General features: G+C 43.0%; 17 protein-coding genes. All 17 read right to left on the bottom strand.

What is annotated here, in order from left to right:
• Positions 1–14 precede the first annotated feature (14 nt).
• A complete protein-coding gene (locus GQY27_RS18410; RefSeq protein WP_160036739.1) occupies positions 15–1805 on the bottom strand; it encodes a tetratricopeptide repeat protein in 1791 nt (596 codons plus the stop codon).
• Positions 1806–2080: 275 nt separating this feature from the next.
• Complete coding sequence (locus GQY27_RS18405) at positions 2081–3028, bottom strand: ribose-phosphate diphosphokinase (RefSeq protein ID WP_160036717.1); 948 nt, start codon at positions 3026–3028, stop codon at positions 2081–2083.
• A 127-nt stretch (positions 3029–3155) separates the two neighbouring features.
• Entirely contained in the window at positions 3156–3974 is an 819-nt protein-coding gene (gene hisJ / locus GQY27_RS18400) for a histidinol-phosphatase HisJ (protein WP_160036716.1), read from the bottom strand.
• Positions 3975–3992: 18 nt separating this feature from the next.
• A complete protein-coding gene (gene hisIE, locus GQY27_RS18395) occupies positions 3993–4691 on the bottom strand; it encodes a bifunctional phosphoribosyl-AMP cyclohydrolase/phosphoribosyl-ATP diphosphatase HisIE (RefSeq protein ID WP_160036715.1) in 699 nt (232 codons plus the stop codon).
• The gene (hisF, locus tag GQY27_RS18390) at positions 4688–5446 is read right to left on the bottom strand and encodes an imidazole glycerol phosphate synthase subunit HisF (RefSeq protein WP_160036714.1); all 759 of its coding nucleotides are present in this window, start codon (positions 5444–5446) and stop codon (positions 4688–4690) included. Before hisF ends, hisIE begins: the two co-directional genes overlap by 4 nt.
• Positions 5447–5515: 69 nt before the next feature.
• A complete protein-coding gene (gene hisA, locus GQY27_RS18385) occupies positions 5516–6271 on the bottom strand; it encodes a 1-(5-phosphoribosyl)-5-[(5-phosphoribosylamino)methylideneamino]imidazole-4-carboxamide isomerase (protein ID WP_160036713.1) in 756 nt (251 codons plus the stop codon).
• Positions 6272–6300: 29 nt separating this feature from the next.
• Positions 6301–6924, bottom strand: a complete 624-nt coding sequence (gene hisH / locus GQY27_RS18380; RefSeq protein WP_160036712.1) for an imidazole glycerol phosphate synthase subunit HisH — start codon at positions 6922–6924, stop codon at positions 6301–6303.
• Between the two features lie 3 nt (positions 6925–6927).
• Positions 6928–7545 (bottom strand): imidazoleglycerol-phosphate dehydratase HisB, encoded by a 618-nt coding sequence (gene hisB, locus GQY27_RS18375; protein ID WP_160036711.1) that lies wholly within the window; start codon positions 7543–7545, stop codon positions 6928–6930.
• A gap of 124 nt (positions 7546–7669) precedes the next feature.
• Positions 7670–8959, bottom strand: a complete 1290-nt coding sequence (gene hisD / locus GQY27_RS18370) for a histidinol dehydrogenase (protein WP_160036710.1) — start codon at positions 8957–8959, stop codon at positions 7670–7672.
• A 212-nt stretch (positions 8960–9171) separates the two neighbouring features.
• Positions 9172–9807 (bottom strand): ATP phosphoribosyltransferase, encoded by a 636-nt coding sequence (gene hisG, locus GQY27_RS18365; RefSeq protein WP_160036709.1) that lies wholly within the window; start codon positions 9805–9807, stop codon positions 9172–9174.
• 37 nt (positions 9808–9844) lie between these two features.
• The gene (locus tag GQY27_RS18360; RefSeq protein ID WP_160036708.1) at positions 9845–11065 is read right to left on the bottom strand and encodes an ATP phosphoribosyltransferase regulatory subunit; all 1221 of its coding nucleotides are present in this window, start codon (positions 11063–11065) and stop codon (positions 9845–9847) included.
• 293 nt (positions 11066–11358) lie between these two features.
• Positions 11359–11868: an acyltransferase gene (locus GQY27_RS18355; RefSeq protein ID WP_160036707.1), complete on the bottom strand. Its 510-nt coding sequence runs from the start codon at positions 11866–11868 to the stop codon at positions 11359–11361.
• A gap of 8 nt (positions 11869–11876) precedes the next feature.
• Positions 11877–12518 carry a pyrophosphatase PpaX gene (gene ppaX / locus GQY27_RS18350; protein ID WP_160036706.1) on the bottom strand — a complete coding sequence of 214 codons (642 nt, stop codon included), beginning with the start codon at positions 12516–12518 and terminating at the stop codon, positions 11877–11879.
• An 18-nt stretch (positions 12519–12536) separates the two neighbouring features.
• Complete coding sequence (lgt, locus tag GQY27_RS18345; protein ID WP_160036705.1) at positions 12537–13559, bottom strand: prolipoprotein diacylglyceryl transferase; 1023 nt, start codon at positions 13557–13559, stop codon at positions 12537–12539.
• A gap of 116 nt (positions 13560–13675) precedes the next feature.
• On the bottom strand, positions 13676–14614 hold the full coding sequence (gene hprK, locus GQY27_RS18340) for an HPr(Ser) kinase/phosphatase (protein ID WP_160036704.1): 939 nt from the start codon (positions 14612–14614) through the stop codon (positions 13676–13678).
• A 332-nt stretch (positions 14615–14946) separates the two neighbouring features.
• The gene (locus GQY27_RS18335; RefSeq protein WP_160036703.1) at positions 14947–16071 is read right to left on the bottom strand and encodes an ABC transporter ATP-binding protein; all 1125 of its coding nucleotides are present in this window, start codon (positions 16069–16071) and stop codon (positions 14947–14949) included.
• Between the two features lie 144 nt (positions 16072–16215).
• Positions 16216–17337: a PucR family transcriptional regulator gene (locus tag GQY27_RS18330; RefSeq protein ID WP_160036702.1), complete on the bottom strand. Its 1122-nt coding sequence runs from the start codon at positions 17335–17337 to the stop codon at positions 16216–16218.
• Positions 17338–17663: the final 326 nt, after the last annotated feature.

Genomic DNA, 17663 nt, shown 5'->3' with positions numbered 1-17663 from the left:
AAAGTTTACTACTATTATAGCTTCTCCGATAAAGACCCAAATACGGGCTTTAACAAATGTGTAGAATTACACACTAGATCAATTTGCTTAGCGTACCTGCTCACCGTGGAAGCTGAAATACCATAATGGCCAGCCACTTCCTTATAGGTAACTTCCTTGCCTGCTGATTTGACAGTGAGATATTCGAGTGCAGCGGACCATCCTTCAATGAGTGAGATCGATGGCAATTCTGGAGCAACTTGCTTCAAATAGTCTGCCCATAAATACTGAACTCCCTTACGCAAAATATCAGGTTGCTGATTCATCTTCTCCAACACTTTGTTTAAGACCGCTTGTTGTTTATCATTGAGCTGCTCGTATTGGGATGATCCTGCATTTTCTGTATCTTGCTTATCCAGTATGGATAACTCTTCACCTGCTGAACTAGAATCGGCAGAACGCAAAGTACAATTCTGACTCTTCTCCTTCAAAAGCATCTCCGGTTCCCCAATCTCACGCAGTACGGAAAGAGCGAGTTCTTTGAGCTCCGTAGTCTCACCTGGTTGTTCTAGGAAATCAGTAAGTGCCTGATATACTTCATAGTCACCAATATGACGCAGTGCACTGATGACTTGGGCTTTACTCGTATCATCACCATGATGCAGCGCCCAGAAGAAGGAAGAACGAATGAGTGGATCATTCTTGATATCCTCCGGAATACTCGCACCGTATTTTTCCCACAGTCGGAATTGTTCCTCAAACGGCAAATGATAATGGTAACTTACCGTTCCAAAATCTTGATCTTCCTTCCGTGCTGACAGCCTGGAAATATAAAACTTAGGGACCTCTGATTCAGGATCGAGTGCCTGCACCATTCCCCATAGCCGCTCGGCTTCTTTATATCTCTTCGTATTACATGCTGCCACCGCAGCATAATGAACAAGCGAAGGGTCGCTTGCAGTTTCTTTATTCTTAAGTAGTCTGCGGAAGTGAGCATACGCTGCTTCATGTTCTCCCAGAATACCCATCGTCGTTCCTAATTTAAAGACATGCTCTTGCTCGAAAGGAACTAGAGTCTGCAGTTGCTTGATAAGTGCTTCTACCTGTTCTTTATTACCTTCATTCTGATAGAAAATAGCAAGATTACATAGACCGTGCAGATTCCCCGGCTCCATTGCTAACAATTCAAAAATGGTATCCTTCGCTTTTGCGAATCTTCCCATATAGTAATAGGCTAAGGCGAGATTATTGCGTGCAGCTGTGAAATCAGGCTGATCGTTTGTAATACTCTCCAGCATTTCTGCTGCCTGAGCAAACTTTCCTGCCTCCAGCAGGCTGCGGGCATAATCATGCTCTGCAATCCCTTCTCTAGCTTTAATTCGTCTCACAGGAGCCTTCCGGCCCAGTTCAAAGAACAGAAGATCTAGCATCTCTTCCGCCTCATCCAGAAACTGTCCTTGTTCATCCTCTTCCAAATAAGTAACAATTGCTTCTTCTGCGGCTTCAAATTGTTCCATGTTCGCGTAGTTATTCGCCATATAGAAATAACACTCCATCATGGAGGGATCGACTTCAGTGAGCACATGGTTCAAAATTTCATTTGAGCGGGCATAATCTCCCATCTCAGACAGGATACCTGCCACATTACAATGATTGACCGGATTTCCCGGTTCATATTCAGCTGCTTTACTAAAATATTTTAATGCCTTGTCATAATGATTGCGATCCAGCGAGCGGACAGCTCTTTCAAAGAAAAAAGAAGCGTCCAGTTGAATCGGTACAACATTGACAAGAGAGCGATCAGTCCGCTGCGGTTTGCCCTTCATACGTGCCAAGGCACCTCCTTATATCATACGATTTCATACTCTCCAGTATAACATAATCTGAAGGACTCTTCTCGTGTTGCAGAACTATACAACGGATGAAAAATTTACTTCACCAATCTATAAAAGAGATGTACACATTTTATGAGAAACTCTCGTGGTACTAGGTGTTTCCTACCTACTTATTATCCTTTACGTTAAGCCTGCTAACCCTGCCGGGCCAAACGCAAACAAGGTTCTTCACTGAAGAACCTTGCTGAATCGTCTATTCGTCGTCCTTAAATACCTGCATCCTTGAATAATGTGGCAATAGAACCGCCATCCAAAATGATACGGATTGCCCTTGCCAGCATAGGAGCAACCGATAAGACGGTAAAACAAGGTGGACCCGACGGCGGAAGTTCAATAGAATCCGTGACAATCACTTCCTCAATATGAGGGTGAGAGAGTTTTTCTAATGCTGATCCTGAAAAAAGTCCATGTGTTGCGCAAACAATCGCTGGATATGCATTTCTCTCTTTAAGCCCTTCAACTACGTTAACAATCGTCGTTCCTGTATCAATTAAATCTTCAATAATAATAGGAGTTCTGCCATCGACATCCCCGATCACATGAGTAATGACAGACTCATTATGAGCTGGACGCTTCTTAATCATGATAGCAAATGGGGAATCGAGCCTGCTTGCCAGTTTCTCTGCCATCGATGCTCTTCCCGCATCAGGCGATACAATGACAGGTTTATCGATGTTTTTGCTTTTAAGATAATCACTAATTAAGTCCAGCGCAGTAAGATGATCAACCGGAATATTAAAAAACCCCTGAATTGCTGCTGCATGAAGATCAATGGTTACAATCCGGTTTGCCCCTGCTGTGGTGAGTACATCAGCCAGCAACTTTGCAGAAATCGGCTCCCTAGGAGCAGACTTTCTCTCCTGTCTTGCATAACCGTAATAAGGCAGAATAATATTGACTGTTCGGGCAGATGCACGTTTAGCTGCATCAATCATGACAAGCAGTTCAACTAGTAACTCATTGATCGGTCTTGATAGAGATTGCACAAGAAAAACATCACAATTCCGAATCGTTTCCTCATAGTGCACGTAAATCTCCCCGCTCTTGAAGCGGGATATTTTGATTTTACCCTGCTCTACCCCTAACTTCTGGCATATATTTTCTACCAGTTGAGGATTGGATGATCCCGAAAAAATACGGAGAGAGTGCTGCATACATGCCTCCTGAAGAACTTATTTTTAACATTAGCATTCCCGAAAGTACACGGCTCACAATGAATCATAGGTGCGTTATATAGAAAAACAGGATGTTTTTCCTTTATTATACTACGCTTGTTAGAGATTACAAAGAGACCATAAAGCGCTTTCTCTCTTTAAAGGTAGCAAGTTCGGTATACCCAATCTCTCTTAAAATGTTCCTGGCTTTATCTACATTTTCTCCTACTTTCAACGGATCATGAGCATCCGAACCAACCGTTACCGGTATTCTCAGCTGATAGGCCTGCTTCAACATGCGCTCACTAGGGAACATTTCCGCACACGGCTTCGATAAGCCCGAGGCATTCAGCTCAATTGGAATCCCGCAGTCAGCAATCACCTCTAGGGTTTCGCGTTCTAGTGCATACCAAGCTTCCTGCTCTTCTTGCTTAGGGATATATGTAAATCGTTTGATCACATCAATGTGTCCAAGAAAATCATAAAGTCCGCTTTTTGCGGCTTTTTGAACAGCGTCGTAATACGATTGGTAGACTTCGAGCACATCTTTTCCTTCCCATTGGTGGACCTGTCTGTGATCGGTAATATCCCATTCTTTCAGAAAGTGAACAGATCCAATTACATAGTCAAAAGGATAGGCTGAAATGATCTCTTCGATCTCTTTTTCATAACCTTCAATGTAGTCTCCTTCGAGACCAACACGTACCTCAATGTCATTCTTGTACTTGTCTCTTAGATAAAGACATTCCTGGGTGTATCTTGGCAGCTCTTCCATAGGCATCGCCATCTCTGGATAATACTCAGCTGGATTAACGTGGAGTAGAGGCATATGATCTGACAAACCAATCTCATTGTATCCAAGTTTGACAGCCTGTTTAACATAAGCCTCCAGGTCTCCTACCGCATGTCCGCATCTGGCATGATGGGTATGATAATCAATTAACATGAGTATTCCTCCCTTACTCTAATCGCGGCGCGGACGCTCGTGACGCAGACTGAGTTCTTTTAACACTTGGTCCAAAGGTAGTTTACGCTCTTGCAACAAAACCAACAAATGATAGATCAAGTCACTAACCTCAAGCTTCAGCTCCTCATTATCTTTGTTCTTTGCTGCGATAATCGTCTCTGATGCTTCTTCACCAATTTTTTTCAAAATCTTGTCTACCCCTTTGTCGAATAGGTACGTGGTATATGCACCTTCAGGGCGATCTCTTTCACGTTCGGCAATTACTGACTCGAGCTCTGCAAGCACATCAAAGCGATGACTTGTGTATTCAGAAGACTTACTCTCCGCTTCCTCTGTATGAACACCATGAATTTCCCGGTAGAAACAAGTCGTTTCACCTGTATGGCATGCGGGACCCTTCGGTTTAACCAAAAACAATAGGGTATCTCCATCACAGTCGTATTTTACAGAAACAATGGATTGTACGTTCCCAGAGGTAGCTCCCTTATGCCAGAGTTCATTTCTTGAACGTGACCAGAACCACGTTTCCCCCGTAGTTAATGATTTTTTTAGTGATTCCTGATTCATATAGGCCAGCATCAAAACGGCTCTTGAATCAGCATCTTGGATTACGGCAGGGACGAGCCCTTGATCGTTCCATCTGATATATTCGGTTACCTGTCCCAGTGATAGCTGATCTTTTAATTGATTGCTCATCGAATCTCCACCCCTTTGGCTTTCAAATGTTGTTTTAGATGAGGAATCGCAATTTCTTTATAGTGAAAAATCGTTGCAGCAAGCCCTGCATCCGCCTTTCCAGCTGTAAACACTTCCTCAAAATCTTCTTCTTTCCCTGCTCCTCCCGAAGCAATCACGGGAATACCTACTGCATCACTAACAGCAGAAGTAAGACGAATATCAAAACCATTCTTTGTCCCATCGGCATCCATACTTGTAAGCAGCAGTTCCCCTGCTCCCAGCTTCTCTGCCTGCTTCACCCACTCAAGTGCCCTAATCCCAGTAGGCTTACGGCCGCCGTGTGTGTACACTTCCCATTCACCAAATTCATCATTCCATTTGGCATCTACAGCAAGTACAATGCATTGTGATCCAAACCTGAGCGCACCATCCTTAATTAAGGATGGATTCAGAACGGCCGCTGTATTGATTCCGATTTTATCGGCACCCGCACGTAAGATGGTCTTCATATCATCAACATGCTTGATACCCCCGCCTACCGTAAAAGGGATTGCAATCTCACCAGCCGTCTGACGTACAACTTCTACCATTGTCTGTCGTCCTTCTACAGATGCTGATATATCAAGGAATACAATCTCGTCTGCACCCTCACGATCATACAAGGCAGCAAGCTCCACGGGATCACCCGCGTCACGCAGATTTACGAAATTCACACCTTTGACCACTCTGCCGTCTTTTACATCCAGGCAAGGAATAATTCGTTTAGCCAGCATTTGATCCAGCCCCTTCTCCGCTTATTTTCATTACTTTCTAGCAAAGACTCCTTTTCGCCGTGGCTTTCATTACTTTAGATCAGTTACGTTGCTGTTTTGTACCGTCTCTACAGCCTGTCTTAGGTCAATCGCTCCTGTGTATAATGCTTTACCGATAATTGCTCCGCTTACCCCGTCTTCCCGGTGTCTTTGCAGTTTTACAAGATCCTCCATTGTGCTTACTCCACCGGAAGCAATAACCTTTTGTCCGCTAGCTGCCGCCAGTGCAACGATAGCCTCCACATTAGGACCTTGCATCATGCCGTCTCTCGAAATATCCGTAAAAATAAAAGTCTGTGCTCCGTAAAGGGCAAGTTCTTTTGCAAGGATCTCTGCTTTCACTTCTGATGTCTCGAGCCAGCCGCGAGTTGCCACATAACCATTTCTCGCATCGATACCAATGGCTACTTTATCACCATATGTACCAAGCACTTGCTCCGTAAACTGCCGATCCTCAATAGCTGCAGTGCCTAGAATGAGTCTTGCAACGCCCAGATCGAGCAGTTTCTTAACGTCCTCTATTCTGCGAATTCCCCCGCCTACCTGAACAGGTACTTGAACCGTTGAGGCAATCTGTCCGATGACTTCGATGTTAACGGGCGACCCTGCTTTGGCTCCATCGAGATCCACTAAATGGATGAACGACCCGCCTTGATCTTCCCAAGCTTTTGCTGCCTCTACAGGACTGTCATGATACACGGTTTCCTGGTTGTAATCTCCCTGAACAAGGCGTACACATTTTCCGCCTCTAATATCAATTGCCGGGTAAATCATGAATGCTGTCATCGCATAGGCCCCCTTATAAATGTTCCAGATTAATTACTAGACTCCGCTAGTTTCAAAAAGTTCTTCAGAAGCTGCATACCGAGCTCTCCGCTCTTCTCTGGATGAAATTGCATTCCATATACTGAACCTCTGCCGGCAATTGCTGTAACAGGAAAGCCATAATCGGTTACCGCAAGCAGGTCCGCAGTATCCTTAGGTTCCACATGATATGAGTGTACAAAATAGACGTGACCTTCCGTCAGATCCTGAAATAGTGGATTCTCTTGCTGTATAAACTGAAGCTCATTCCAACCCATATGCGGCACTTTATATGAAGAACGGTCTTCAAATCTTACTACCCGCCCAGGTATAATATTCAGCCCTTCATGACAGCCATGTTCCTCACTGCTGCTAAATAACAGCTGCATTCCAAGACATATGCCAAGGAGCGGAACTTCTTTCTCCTGGACCTCTCGCATCACTTTATCAAGCTCCGTTTCCCTGAGGTGCTGCATAGCATCCCCAAAAGCTCCTACCCCCGGTAATACCACACCTGATGCTCCCATAATTTCTTCTCTCTTACTCGTTACTTGTGCTTCATAGCCAAGCCGTTCGATCGCCTTGCTTACACTATGAAGATTTCCCATCCCATAGTCGACAATGGCAATGGTCATAGACTAGAGCACTCCCTTCGTAGATGGAACTCCCGTAACACGCGGGTCAACGAGTGTTGCTTCATCAATTGCTCTGCCGAGCGCTTTAAAAATAGCCTCGATCATATGATGTGTGTTTTGTCCGTAGTGAACAATCACGTGCAGCGTAATACGCGCTTCCAGTGCGAATTTCCATAAGAACTCTTGGACAAGTTCAGTCGAGAAGCTTCCTACCTGCTGGGATGGATAATCAGCCCGGTATTCAAAGTGAGGCCGGTTGCTGATATCAATGACGACCTGTGCCAATGCTTCATCCATAGGAACAAATACACTTGCATAACGTTTGATCCCTTTCTTATCGCCCAAAGCTTCTAAAAGTGTCTGGCCAAGACAAATTCCGATATCCTCAACCGTGTGATGATCATCTATTTCTATGTCACCTTTCGCCTTTACCTGAAGATCGAATTGTCCATGTTTCGTAAACAGATCAAGCATATGATTTAGAAAAGGAACGTCTGTCTCGATCTCAGTACGACCGCTTCCATCTACACCAAGACTAAGCTGAATATCCGTTTCATTGGTTCTCCGGCTGACTTTCGCCCCGCGCCCATCACCAAGAAATTGCTGTGCATCATTTCCCATCTGGTTCTCCACCCTTCAATCACTCTTCTATATTGATTTGCTATATTAATTTGCCTTGCTGTTTGTCTTACTGCGCGCTGGTCACTCTATTAGAAATCTCATTAAGTTTCATTTTTAGATACTCTCATCCCTGTTTTTCTTGCTTTAACCGAACTTCAATTGCCCGTGCATGCCCTTCTAGTCCCTCATGACGAGCAAGCCCAATAATTGCTTCTCCATTTGATAGTAATGCTTCCTTGCTGTAGTAAATTAAACTTGATTTCTTAGTAAAATCATCAACATCCACAGGCGATGCGTACCTCGCAGTTCCGTTCGTAGGGATGATATGGTTAGGACCTGCAAAATAATCCCCGACAGGCTCCGAGCTGTACGGCCCAAGGAAAATAGCTCCCGCATGGCGGATATAAGATACATAGGACATTGGATCTTGAACCATCACTTCAAGATGTTCCGGTGCAAGCTTGTTGACCACTTCAATTCCTTCGAGTACGGAACCAACAACAATAATACTTCCGTGACTATCAATTGAAGCACGAGCAATCTTCTCCCTTGGCAGCTGGCTTAGCTGCTTTTCCACCTCTGCCTGCACTTCCTCCGCCAATAGCCTAGAAGTTGTGACAAGAATAGCAGAAGCCATCTCATCATGTTCGGCTTGAGACAATAAGTCGGCTGCTACATATTCGGCTCTCGCCGTTTCATCAGCCAGCACGACAATCTCGCTTGGCCCTGCGATACTATCGATATCGACGGCACCGAACACCTCTCGCTTCGCGAGCGCCACATAAATATTGCCTGGTCCACATATCTTGTCGACCTTGCGAATACTTTCTGTGCCGTAAGCCAGCGCAGCTATAGCCTGAGCGCCACCAACCCGGTACATCTCGCTTACGCCTGCTTCCGCAGCAGCAACGAGAATGTACGGGTTAATTCCTTCACCGCCACTTGTAGCCGGCGGTGTAACCATCACAATCTCTTTCACACCCGCAACTTGCGCTGGAATAACATTCATGAGTACAGAGGATGGATAAGCTGCTTTCCCTCCAGGTACATAGACCCCGACCCGATCAAGCGGTCTAATGATTTGGCCAAGCAGGCTTCCATCGGGTTCAAAATCCATCCATGAATTCCGTTTTTGCTTCTCATGAAATCTACGGATATTGTTAGCAGCTTCGCGAATATGAGATACAAAATTGTGATCTACCTTATCGTAGGCTGCCATCATTTCTTCCTTCGTTACTCTGAGCTTTTCTGGAGTAAGAACTACTCGATCATGCTCTGCTGTATACCTGAGCACTGCGGAATCGCCTTCGTTACGAACAGTGGAAACAATTTGGCGGACCGATTCATTCTGTTCGTTTGTTCCATAGTCCATATTCCGATCCAGACGAAAATCCTGAGCTGCTACAATTTTCATCTCACTCCACTCCCTATCTTTAAATAATGTCTTCACTGAGCAGAAATGCACCTTCATAGATGCTAAAAACCCCATTACATTCCGTTATCTAGGCCTTTATCTAAAACAATTTGCTTCTAATAAATCTATTTATTTATCCATCATCTTCATTACTAGCTCTAGCCTCTATGGACCTGCATTCCTGCCCTCACGCAAATGAGTATCGTTTATGATTACCTTGCTGCTGCATTGATGACTTGTTGCAACGAATCACAAATCCCTTGAATTTGATCGTTTTTCATACGATAACTAACTCGGTTCGCAATCAAACGACTTGTAATATCAAACATGCTGTCAAGTTCAATAAGACCGTTCTCTTTTAACGTCTGCCCTGTCTCTACCATATCTACAATTCGATCAGCTAAGCCAATTAGCGGTGCAAGTTCAATTGATCCATTTAGTTTAATAACTTCTACTTGCTGCCCCTGCTCACGAAAATATTGTGAAGCCACATTCGGATATTTCGTCGCTACTCTCTGCCTAATGCCTGGCTCCCAATCAGGTAAACCAATCACAGACATACGGCATCTGGCGATACCAAGATCGAGCAGTTCGTATACGTCGCGGTTTTCTTCCAGAAGTACATCTTTTCCCACAATCCCGATATCAGCTGCTCCATATTCTACGTACGTAGGAACATCAACAGGCTTCGCCATAATGAACTCTAAAGATGCTTCTGGAATAGGAATAACGAGCTTTCTTGTATCATCAATATCCTCGGGAATGTATATGCCTGCTGCGCGGAACAATTGAGATGCTTTTTTATAGATTCGCCCTTTGGGCATCGCTACTTTTAAAATTTCACTCATATGCCTTGCTCCTTTCTTATTTAATACTTAGGCAGATCTATAACGGACTGCTGTACGTATATATTTTTTCATATTTCCCTTGAAGGGTAGACACCGCACAGTTACTTCCCTGCTCATTTGTATCCACACCCTGGTGATAACGATCCTCTATTCTTTGCATGAGTCTTGTTACGACAGTCCTACCTTCCGTTCTTAGTTGCAATGCTTGAGATAAAGCCTCTTCTCGGTGTTCCTTCGTATATTCAATAAGTACAGGAAGGGGTTGCTCTGCTCGAATTCCTTGCACTCCATCAATGATTCGGTTTGTCTTTATTGCAAAACCCGTCGCGGGAATGTCTTTCCCAAACTGTTTCAGCAACTTGTCATACCTGCCCCCGCTGCATACCGGGAATCCAAGTTCTGAAGCATAACCCTCAAATGTCATTCCTGTGTAGTATGAAAAATCGCCAAGCATCGTTAAATCGATCAGTACATGTTCTGATACTCCATAAGCTTCGAGTACTTCCCACACCGCGCACAGATGCTGCACTGAATTTCGTGCTTCTTCACTTGAGACCAATGATTCAGCACGCTCACCTATTTCTTTTCCGCCCCGAAGACGTAATATAGACTCAAGTCGCTCTTTTTGCTCTGATGATAAGGACAAATCTTCAATTTTCTCACGGTAACCTACATAGTCACGCTTCAGTAGTACTGCCTTTAATTCTTCTTGCAAATCTACTTCTTCTGGAATAATCTCACCGAGTAATCCGTTCAAGAATCCCACATGACCCATCGCTATTTTAAATGACGCCACTCCAGCCGCCTGTAGGGAACTGATGGCTAGAGCTACAACCTCTGCGTCTGCTTCTGGTGAGTCATCGCCGACCAGCTCTACACCTGTTTGAAAGAATTCTGCTTCACGTCCTGCTTCTTCTTCAATTGCGCGGAATACATTCGCATGATACGAAAGCCGTAGAGGTAACTTCTCATCCTTAAGCATAGAAGAGACTACTCTCGCAATCGGTGCTGTCATATCGGAACGGAGCACGAGTGTCGTTCCCCGGTTGTTTAACAACTTAAACAGTTTTTGATCGGACGTTGAACTAGCCACACCTACGGTATCGTAATATTCCATGGAAGGGGTAATAATCTGCCGATATCCCCAGCTGCTCATACATTCCAGCACTCTATGTTCGATCCGTCTCAACTTATCTACGACATGAGGAAGGTAATCACGTACACCGGCTGGCTTTTCAAAACCTTTTGGTTTGGTCATTTCTGTTCACCTCTGCATCTATAGTTCCTAACTTTCACACCGGACTTGTTATCCATAGTTTTTACCGTAATCTTTTTCATTATCTTCACTGCATTAAAGTGCTACCAATCTAACAAATTAAAGTATTATTCGGTATCTTACCACGATTTCCCTTTTACCGTCAATTCTTTGTCTTCTTCTAAACTGCTGTATGTACACCCATTATTTGATTAAAAGGGTTATATCACAAAAAAAAGACCGCTCGATAAGCGGTCTTCCATAATTTCTATTCTTTTAGGTGTAAAGAGAACTCTTTAGTGTAGTGTGCTACTTCCGCTTTCTCGCTGAGAACCAAGTTCCCGCAGAGGATTACCCCCGACAAAAGCGCCTGCAGCCACATTCTTATGAACCACAGAACCTGCGGCAACCACTGCTCCGTCCCCAATGGTTACTCCAGGCAGGATCGTCGTGTTCGCACCGATTAATACATTATCACCAATCCATACATCACCCAGGCGATATTCATGAATCAGATACTCATGTGCCAAAATCGTTGTATTATATCCTATTACAGAATTGGTTCCCACATGGATTCGTTCTGGGAAAAACACATCGACCATCACCATCAGTGCAAATGCCGTGTGATCTCCTACTTCCATGCGAAGACGGCTTTTGTAAATCCAGTTTTTCAAAGGTAAGATGGGACAATATCTTGCTAGCTGCACCCAGACGAAGTTACGAACCCCTTTGAAGGGACTAACCGTTCGATAGATATGCCATAGTGCATTCTGCTCTTCAACGGGATAACGTTCCAGCTTCCTCACAGTATTTACTACTCCTTCTTGGTCAGAGTAAGAATGTCATGCATATCATGCAAAATATAATCAGGGTCATACTCTCTAAGCTTCGCTTCCCCTTTTAGGGACCAAGCCACACCTGCTGCCTTAACGCCAGCTGCTTTGGCGGACTGAATGTCGACTGGACTATCGCCTACCATTAGCGTCTCCGATGGATCTACCTGAAGCTGCTTCACCGCAGTAAGAACCGGTTCTGGATGCGGCTTTGGATGCGTTACATCCGATACAGTTACGATGGACTCCATATATTTCAGAAGATCGAACTGTTCTAGTACTCGAAGTGTACTTGGTCTTATTTTAGTTGTAACTACACCCATACGTATCCCTTGCTCGTGCAGTTTCTTCACTACATCCATTACACCCGGAAAAGGTTTCACCATATCATCATGATGAACCGAGTTGTAGGCACGGTATCCTGTAACATATTCGGCTACATCAGGTTTGCCGGTAAATGCCTGCATTTGCTGCTCAAGTGTGCCTCCCATATGAGGAATAATTTCTTCTCTAGAGAGTACACCCGGACCGAGCTCATTTAAAACATGGATGAAAGAACTGATAATCAGCTCATTCGTGTCGATAATCGTACCATCTAAATCAAATAAAACCGTTTTAATCATTTAACTATTGCTCCTTTATTACTCCTTTTTCTGATCAGTACCAGAACCGATAGAAGATGACTCATCTCGGCGATCTTTTTTTCGTTCTAGTTCTGAAACGTTGTTACTACCTCCATCTGTAGGAGTCTTACTGGATACAATCGGGTCCATATAACGTTCTTTTGAAGCGCCTGTTACGCGCCTTACTACAATAAGGATAATAGCGACTATAATAATTACGATTGATAAAATCTGTGATATACGAAGATTCCCATAAGCAGGGTCTAAATAACCCAGTTCAAAGCCCATTGCGGTCATAGGAGACCATAAAGCATTTACGAGAGAAGCAAGCCACTCTGGACCTTGGAATCCAAGACTGTCTGTACGCAGTGCTTCGATAAAGAAACGACCGATCGAATACCATATGAAATAGGACAGGAATAACTCCCCTGCACGCATGAATTTTTGACGACGTAAAACGAGAAGTAAAATCAGTCCTGCGATATTCCAGAGAGATTCATATAAAAAAGTGGGGTGATGAAAAGTACCCTGCACATTCATCTGGTTTACAATAAAGTCAGGTAGATGCAGCGTATTTCTAAGGAAAGACTCTTCTACAGGTCCGCCGTATGCTTCCTGATTAACGAAGTTGCCCCAGCGACCAATCGCCTGTCCAATAATAAGAGAAGGCGCACAGATATCCACGATACGCCAGAAATTATAACCTTTATGCCGGAAATAGAAAAAGGCACAGATTATAGCACCAATTAGTGCTCCATAAATGGCAATACCGCCATTCCAAATTTTAAAGACATCCCATAAGTTATTCTTATAGTCATCCCACGTAAATGCTACATAGTAAATTCGTGCTCCGATAATAGCAGAAGGAACACCGAGCAGCAATAAATCCATGAAAAAATCAGAGGGGATTCCAAAACGTTTCCCCTCCTGTATTGCGAGCAGCAGACCGACAATGGCTGCTGTCCCCAAAATTAGTCCATACCAATGGACACTGAGCGAACCGATAGAAAATGCAATCGGATCAAGTAATAAGGTACCCATCTACCCACTCCCTGTTTCGTTGATAATATAACATATGCTGGTTTGTTACATCCTCTATCGCAAGTTTAAAATCCGTTCATATCCGTTTATATTCTACAGTTTATTTAATCTCATTTTTAGTCCATATCATCGTTATCTTCAGCAATAGTAGCTGTCAGCTTATTTGTAAATTGCAGAGCCGCGTTCACACCCATCCGCTTCAGACGGAAATTCATTGCTGCCACTTCAATAATAACCCCAAGGTTACGGCCTGGACGTACTGGAATGGTGACGAGTGGAACATCGGTATCAATAATTCGAGTTGTCTCTTCATCAAGACCCAGACGGTCATATTGCTTATCTTGTTGCCAAGCTTCTAAGCGGACAACGAGTGTAATTCTTTTATGATTGCGGATGGCACCTACTCCAAACAGGGTCATCACATTAATAATCCCGACGCCCCGAATTTCAAGCAGATGACGAATGAGTTCTGGTGCTGTTCCGTGTAATTGATTGTCTGATGTTTGGCTGATCTCAACCGCATCATCGGCAACAAGACGATGGCCGCGTTTAACAAGCTCCAAAGCAGCCTCACTTTTACCAATTCCACTGCTTCCCGTAATGAGTAGACCGATACCATATACGTCACAAAGAACACCATGAATGGTTGTGGTTGGAGCCAGCTTTCCTTCTAGAAATCCCGTAATACGGCTTGATAGAATTGTTGTCGCCATCGTACTGCGCAGTACAGGTAGATCTTTCTCATTACTGATATCAATCAGTTCTTGAGGAACATCGAGTCCACGAGTGACTACAATACAAGGCGTTTCTTCGTGACACAATCCTTCCATACGTTCCCGACGTTCTTTCTCGGGCAACATCTTAACAAAAGCAAGTTCAGTTCTTCCTAGCAACTGTACCCGTTCTGATGGATAATACTCAAAATATCCTGCCATCTCAAGGCCTGGTCTGTTCAGATCATCTACCGTGATTGGTCTTTTTAGGCCATTTTCACCTGAGACAACTTCCATTTGAAATTCATTAACAAGTTGCGATACTTTTACTTTTTTAGCCATATTCTATCTTCCTTTCGGTACGGCAAATATAACGCGGATTTAAAGAGAAAGTGTTGCCACTATTATGTACAGTTCTCTATCTATATTAACCTGATTCTCATTGTACTCATCGTATCGGAAAATGAAGTCGATTGCAATGTTCGGCAAGGTGTACCTTCATGTTGTACCTATGAAGTAGAACATTAGTTTTCCTTAACTATCGCAACCCTCAACAATCAAAGTTATTCATTAATTTAATGTTCCATAATGTTCTTATCCTAATATTATTTAATTAAAAACAAGGGGCTGCCCGGCTTTAGATAAGCCTGACAACCCCCTTTAATATACTCGTATTAATCTTGAACAAGTACGTTTGCTTCTGTTTCTTTATCAAAGATATGAACTTTGTTCATATCAATTGCCATTTTAACTGTGTTACCATCACGAGTATTTGAACGTCCATCAACACGAGCGATCGTTACATCATTACCTACACCACTCAGGTACAAGAGCAATTCATGACCAAGGTTCTCACTAACATCTACTTTAGCTGTGAAAGCAGTGTGTGGAGAAGCTTCCAAGAATACTGGCTCTTCATGAATATCTTCTGGACGAACACCCAGAATTACTTCTTTACCAGCATAACCCTTGCCTTTAAGAATTTGTGCTTTACCTTGTGGAATTTCTACATCTAGACCGGCTGCTGCGAAGCGAAGGGTTTCACCTTGCTGCGTCAACTTACCAGTTATAAAGTTCATTGTAGGTGATCCAATAAAACCAGCTACGAACAAGTTTGTAGGATGATTGTACAGTTCTTCCGGTGAAGCTGCTTGTTGAATAAAGCCGTCTTTCATTACTACGATACGGTCACCCATCGTCATCGCTTCGATTTGGTCATGCGTTACGTAGATAACAGTCGTTTCAAGACGTTTAGCAAGTTTAGTGATTTCAGCACGCATTTGTCCACGAAGTTTCGCATCCAAGTTAGAGAGCGGCTCATCCATCAAGAAAACTTGTGGGTTACGAACGATTGCACGTCCCAAAGCTACACGCTGACGTTGACCACCGGAAAGAGCTTTTGGTTTACGATCCAGCAAATGCTCGATATCAAGAATTCTAGCTGCTTCACGAACACTCTTATCGATTTCTTCTTTTTTCACTTTACGAAGTTTCAAACCAAACGCCATATTTTGATAAACGTTCATATGTGGATAAAGAGCGTAAGATTGGAATACCATCGCAATATCACGATCTTTAGGAGCTACGTCATTTACAACGCGATCCCCAATATATAGTTTGCCATCGGAGATTTCCTCAAGGCCAGCGATCATCCGAAGTGTTGTAGATTTCCCACAACCAGACGGACCTACCAGAACGAGAAATTCTTTGTCTTTAATATCTAAGTTAATATCAACAACTGTCGCTTTATCTGCACCCGGATATTGTTTGTAAATATGTTCTAAGCGTACACCAGCCATGATTATTGCCTCCTCAGCATCATTTCAATTTAATATTGAAAGCGAATACATACAAATTATAGCATAATGTAATCGAATTCATTTCCTGCTCTTATGATAACCTGGAAAGCCTGCTGGTGACTATGCACAATTCACACAAAAAAATTAAGAGGTTTTCGTCACTTTGTACATGAAGAGAGTCAACTTGACCAATACTGCATCTTTAAAGGTCCGTACATCAAGTCCTGTCTCTTGTTTTATCTTATCTAAGCGATAAATTAGAGTATTACGGTGAATATAAAGACGTTTTGCCGTTTCACTTACGTTACAATCCATCTGAAAGAAGGTCTCTAAAGTAGAAATCGTCTCATCCTCGAAAAGAATCAAAGAGTTACTCATTCCTTTTAGATAATTCGCTCTCTCTTCCTCAGGTATACTATAGATCAAACGTTCTAAATGAAATTGCCATGGAAAGTATACATGCTCGCCAACTTTAAACTTTTTACCCAGTTCCGTTATTTCTCTCAGAAAAGAGATCGTAGGAGGTAAGTAAGCTATATTGAATAGAGGTTTGGCTACGGATAGATGAAAGACCCCAACCCACTCATTTGCAATCACCTCATGAAGACCATCGGTAAAGGCAGCAAGCTCTTCTTCAATGGAAAACTGCATCTTTTGCTGCAGAGCCACTTGGTCCATATCTTCATCCGTATTATCTAACACTAAACCTAATTCAGCTAATATAGACCATTTATCTTCTTCTAAGGGAACTAAGAGCACTTTTCCATCAAAATAGGATTGGAGTAGTTTATTTAAAGCTTTAAGTGAGATTCCAGATTCATGGGCTCCCTCATACGTTAGGTAAAAAGGAATCATTCCCTTGGTAAACTGTTTTTCATACACACTAAGATCTTCAGGATAAGGCAAGGGCTTATCCTCCTTATCTACACTCTCCTGAATCCAGGTTCCTAGCTGTTCTAATGAGTTTACTTCTTTATTTTTCACAATTTCAGTAGAATCTGCGTTATGATGTAGTGATGATATAATCCATTCAATAAGTGCTCTTTCAGATGCTTCGACAAGCTGGGCTGGTGCAGATAATAACTTCTGCTTTCCTTCTTCTTTACTTGCTTCTAGATAAAAGTATAATGAATCCCCTTCTTCAAAAGAGTGACTGGACTCATTATCTTTTATAATTGTATGTTTATTAATGGGAAGCTCAATTATTTGAAATGGTACGTTAAGAATATTCTGTAGTTTTTGCAACAGTTCTTCATAATTCGCCACGATGACCACCACTTTACGACTTTATTGTCTACTCTATTGCCTTCGTTTTCGCACACTCATACCAACCCAACAAAAATAGTATAATACAGGAAGTCTGCCTCTACCAAATTCTTTATGTATCTCTCGGTAAAATCGAACTAATATATAAGCTGTTTTAAGAAGTATGACCGCATACATAAGTCTGTTTTCTTATTCTTATAGGTTTTAAATAGAGGGCCACAACATTATATATAACAAAAAAAGCCACCAGTATAAACTAGTGACTTTCGTATGAGCCATGAAGGGCTCGAACCTTCGACACCCTGATTAAAAGTCAGGTGCTCTAC

The organism is Paenibacillus sp. An7, assembly GCF_009870785.1.
Classification (GTDB): Bacteria; Bacillota; Bacilli; order Paenibacillales; family Paenibacillaceae; genus Paenibacillus.
Note: the sequence above shows the minus strand (reverse complement) of the source record. Positions and strands in the feature narration are given on the sequence as shown.

What these genes read in the sequence shown, in the direction of transcription:
- hisB (WP_160036711.1), bottom strand. Translation starts at nt 7,545, where the DNA reads ATGGGAAATGATGCACAGCAATTTCTTGGTGATGGGCGCGGGGCGAAA.
- hisJ (WP_160036716.1), bottom strand. Translation starts at nt 3,974, where the DNA reads ATGTTAATTGATTATCATACCCATCATGCCAGATGCGGACATGCGGTA.
- hisIE (WP_160036715.1), bottom strand. Translation starts at nt 4,691, where the DNA reads ATGAGCAATCAATTAAAAGATCAGCTATCACTGGGACAGGTAACCGAA.
- GQY27_RS18410 (WP_160036739.1), bottom strand. Translation starts at nt 1,805, where the DNA reads ATGAAGGGCAAACCGCAGCGGACTGATCGCTCTCTTGTCAATGTTGTA.
- hisA (WP_160036713.1), bottom strand. Translation starts at nt 6,271, where the DNA reads ATGACAGCATTCATGATTTACCCGGCAATTGATATTAGAGGCGGAAAA.
- GQY27_RS18360 (WP_160036708.1), bottom strand. Translation starts at nt 11,065, where the DNA reads ATGACCAAACCAAAAGGTTTTGAAAAGCCAGCCGGTGTACGTGATTAC.
- hisD (WP_160036710.1), bottom strand. Translation starts at nt 8,959, where the DNA reads ATGAAAATTGTAGCAGCTCAGGATTTTCGTCTGGATCGGAATATGGAC.
- lgt (WP_160036705.1), bottom strand. Translation starts at nt 13,559, where the DNA reads ATGGGTACCTTATTACTTGATCCGATTGCATTTTCTATCGGTTCGCTC.
- hisG (WP_160036709.1), bottom strand. Translation starts at nt 9,807, where the DNA reads ATGAGTGAAATTTTAAAAGTAGCGATGCCCAAAGGGCGAATCTATAAA.
- hisF (WP_160036714.1), bottom strand. Translation starts at nt 5,446, where the DNA reads ATGCTGGCTAAACGAATTATTCCTTGCCTGGATGTAAAAGACGGCAGA.
- GQY27_RS18405 (WP_160036717.1), bottom strand. Translation starts at nt 3,028, where the DNA reads ATGCAGCACTCTCTCCGTATTTTTTCGGGATCATCCAATCCTCAACTG.
- ppaX (WP_160036706.1), bottom strand. Translation starts at nt 12,518, where the DNA reads ATGATTAAAACGGTTTTATTTGATTTAGATGGTACGATTATCGACACG.
- hisH (WP_160036712.1), bottom strand. Translation starts at nt 6,924, where the DNA reads ATGACCATTGCCATTGTCGACTATGGGATGGGAAATCTTCATAGTGTA.
- GQY27_RS18335 (WP_160036703.1), bottom strand. Translation starts at nt 16,071, where the DNA reads ATGGCTGGTGTACGCTTAGAACATATTTACAAACAATATCCGGGTGCA.
- hprK (WP_160036704.1), bottom strand. Translation starts at nt 14,614, where the DNA reads ATGGCTAAAAAAGTAAAAGTATCGCAACTTGTTAATGAATTTCAAATG.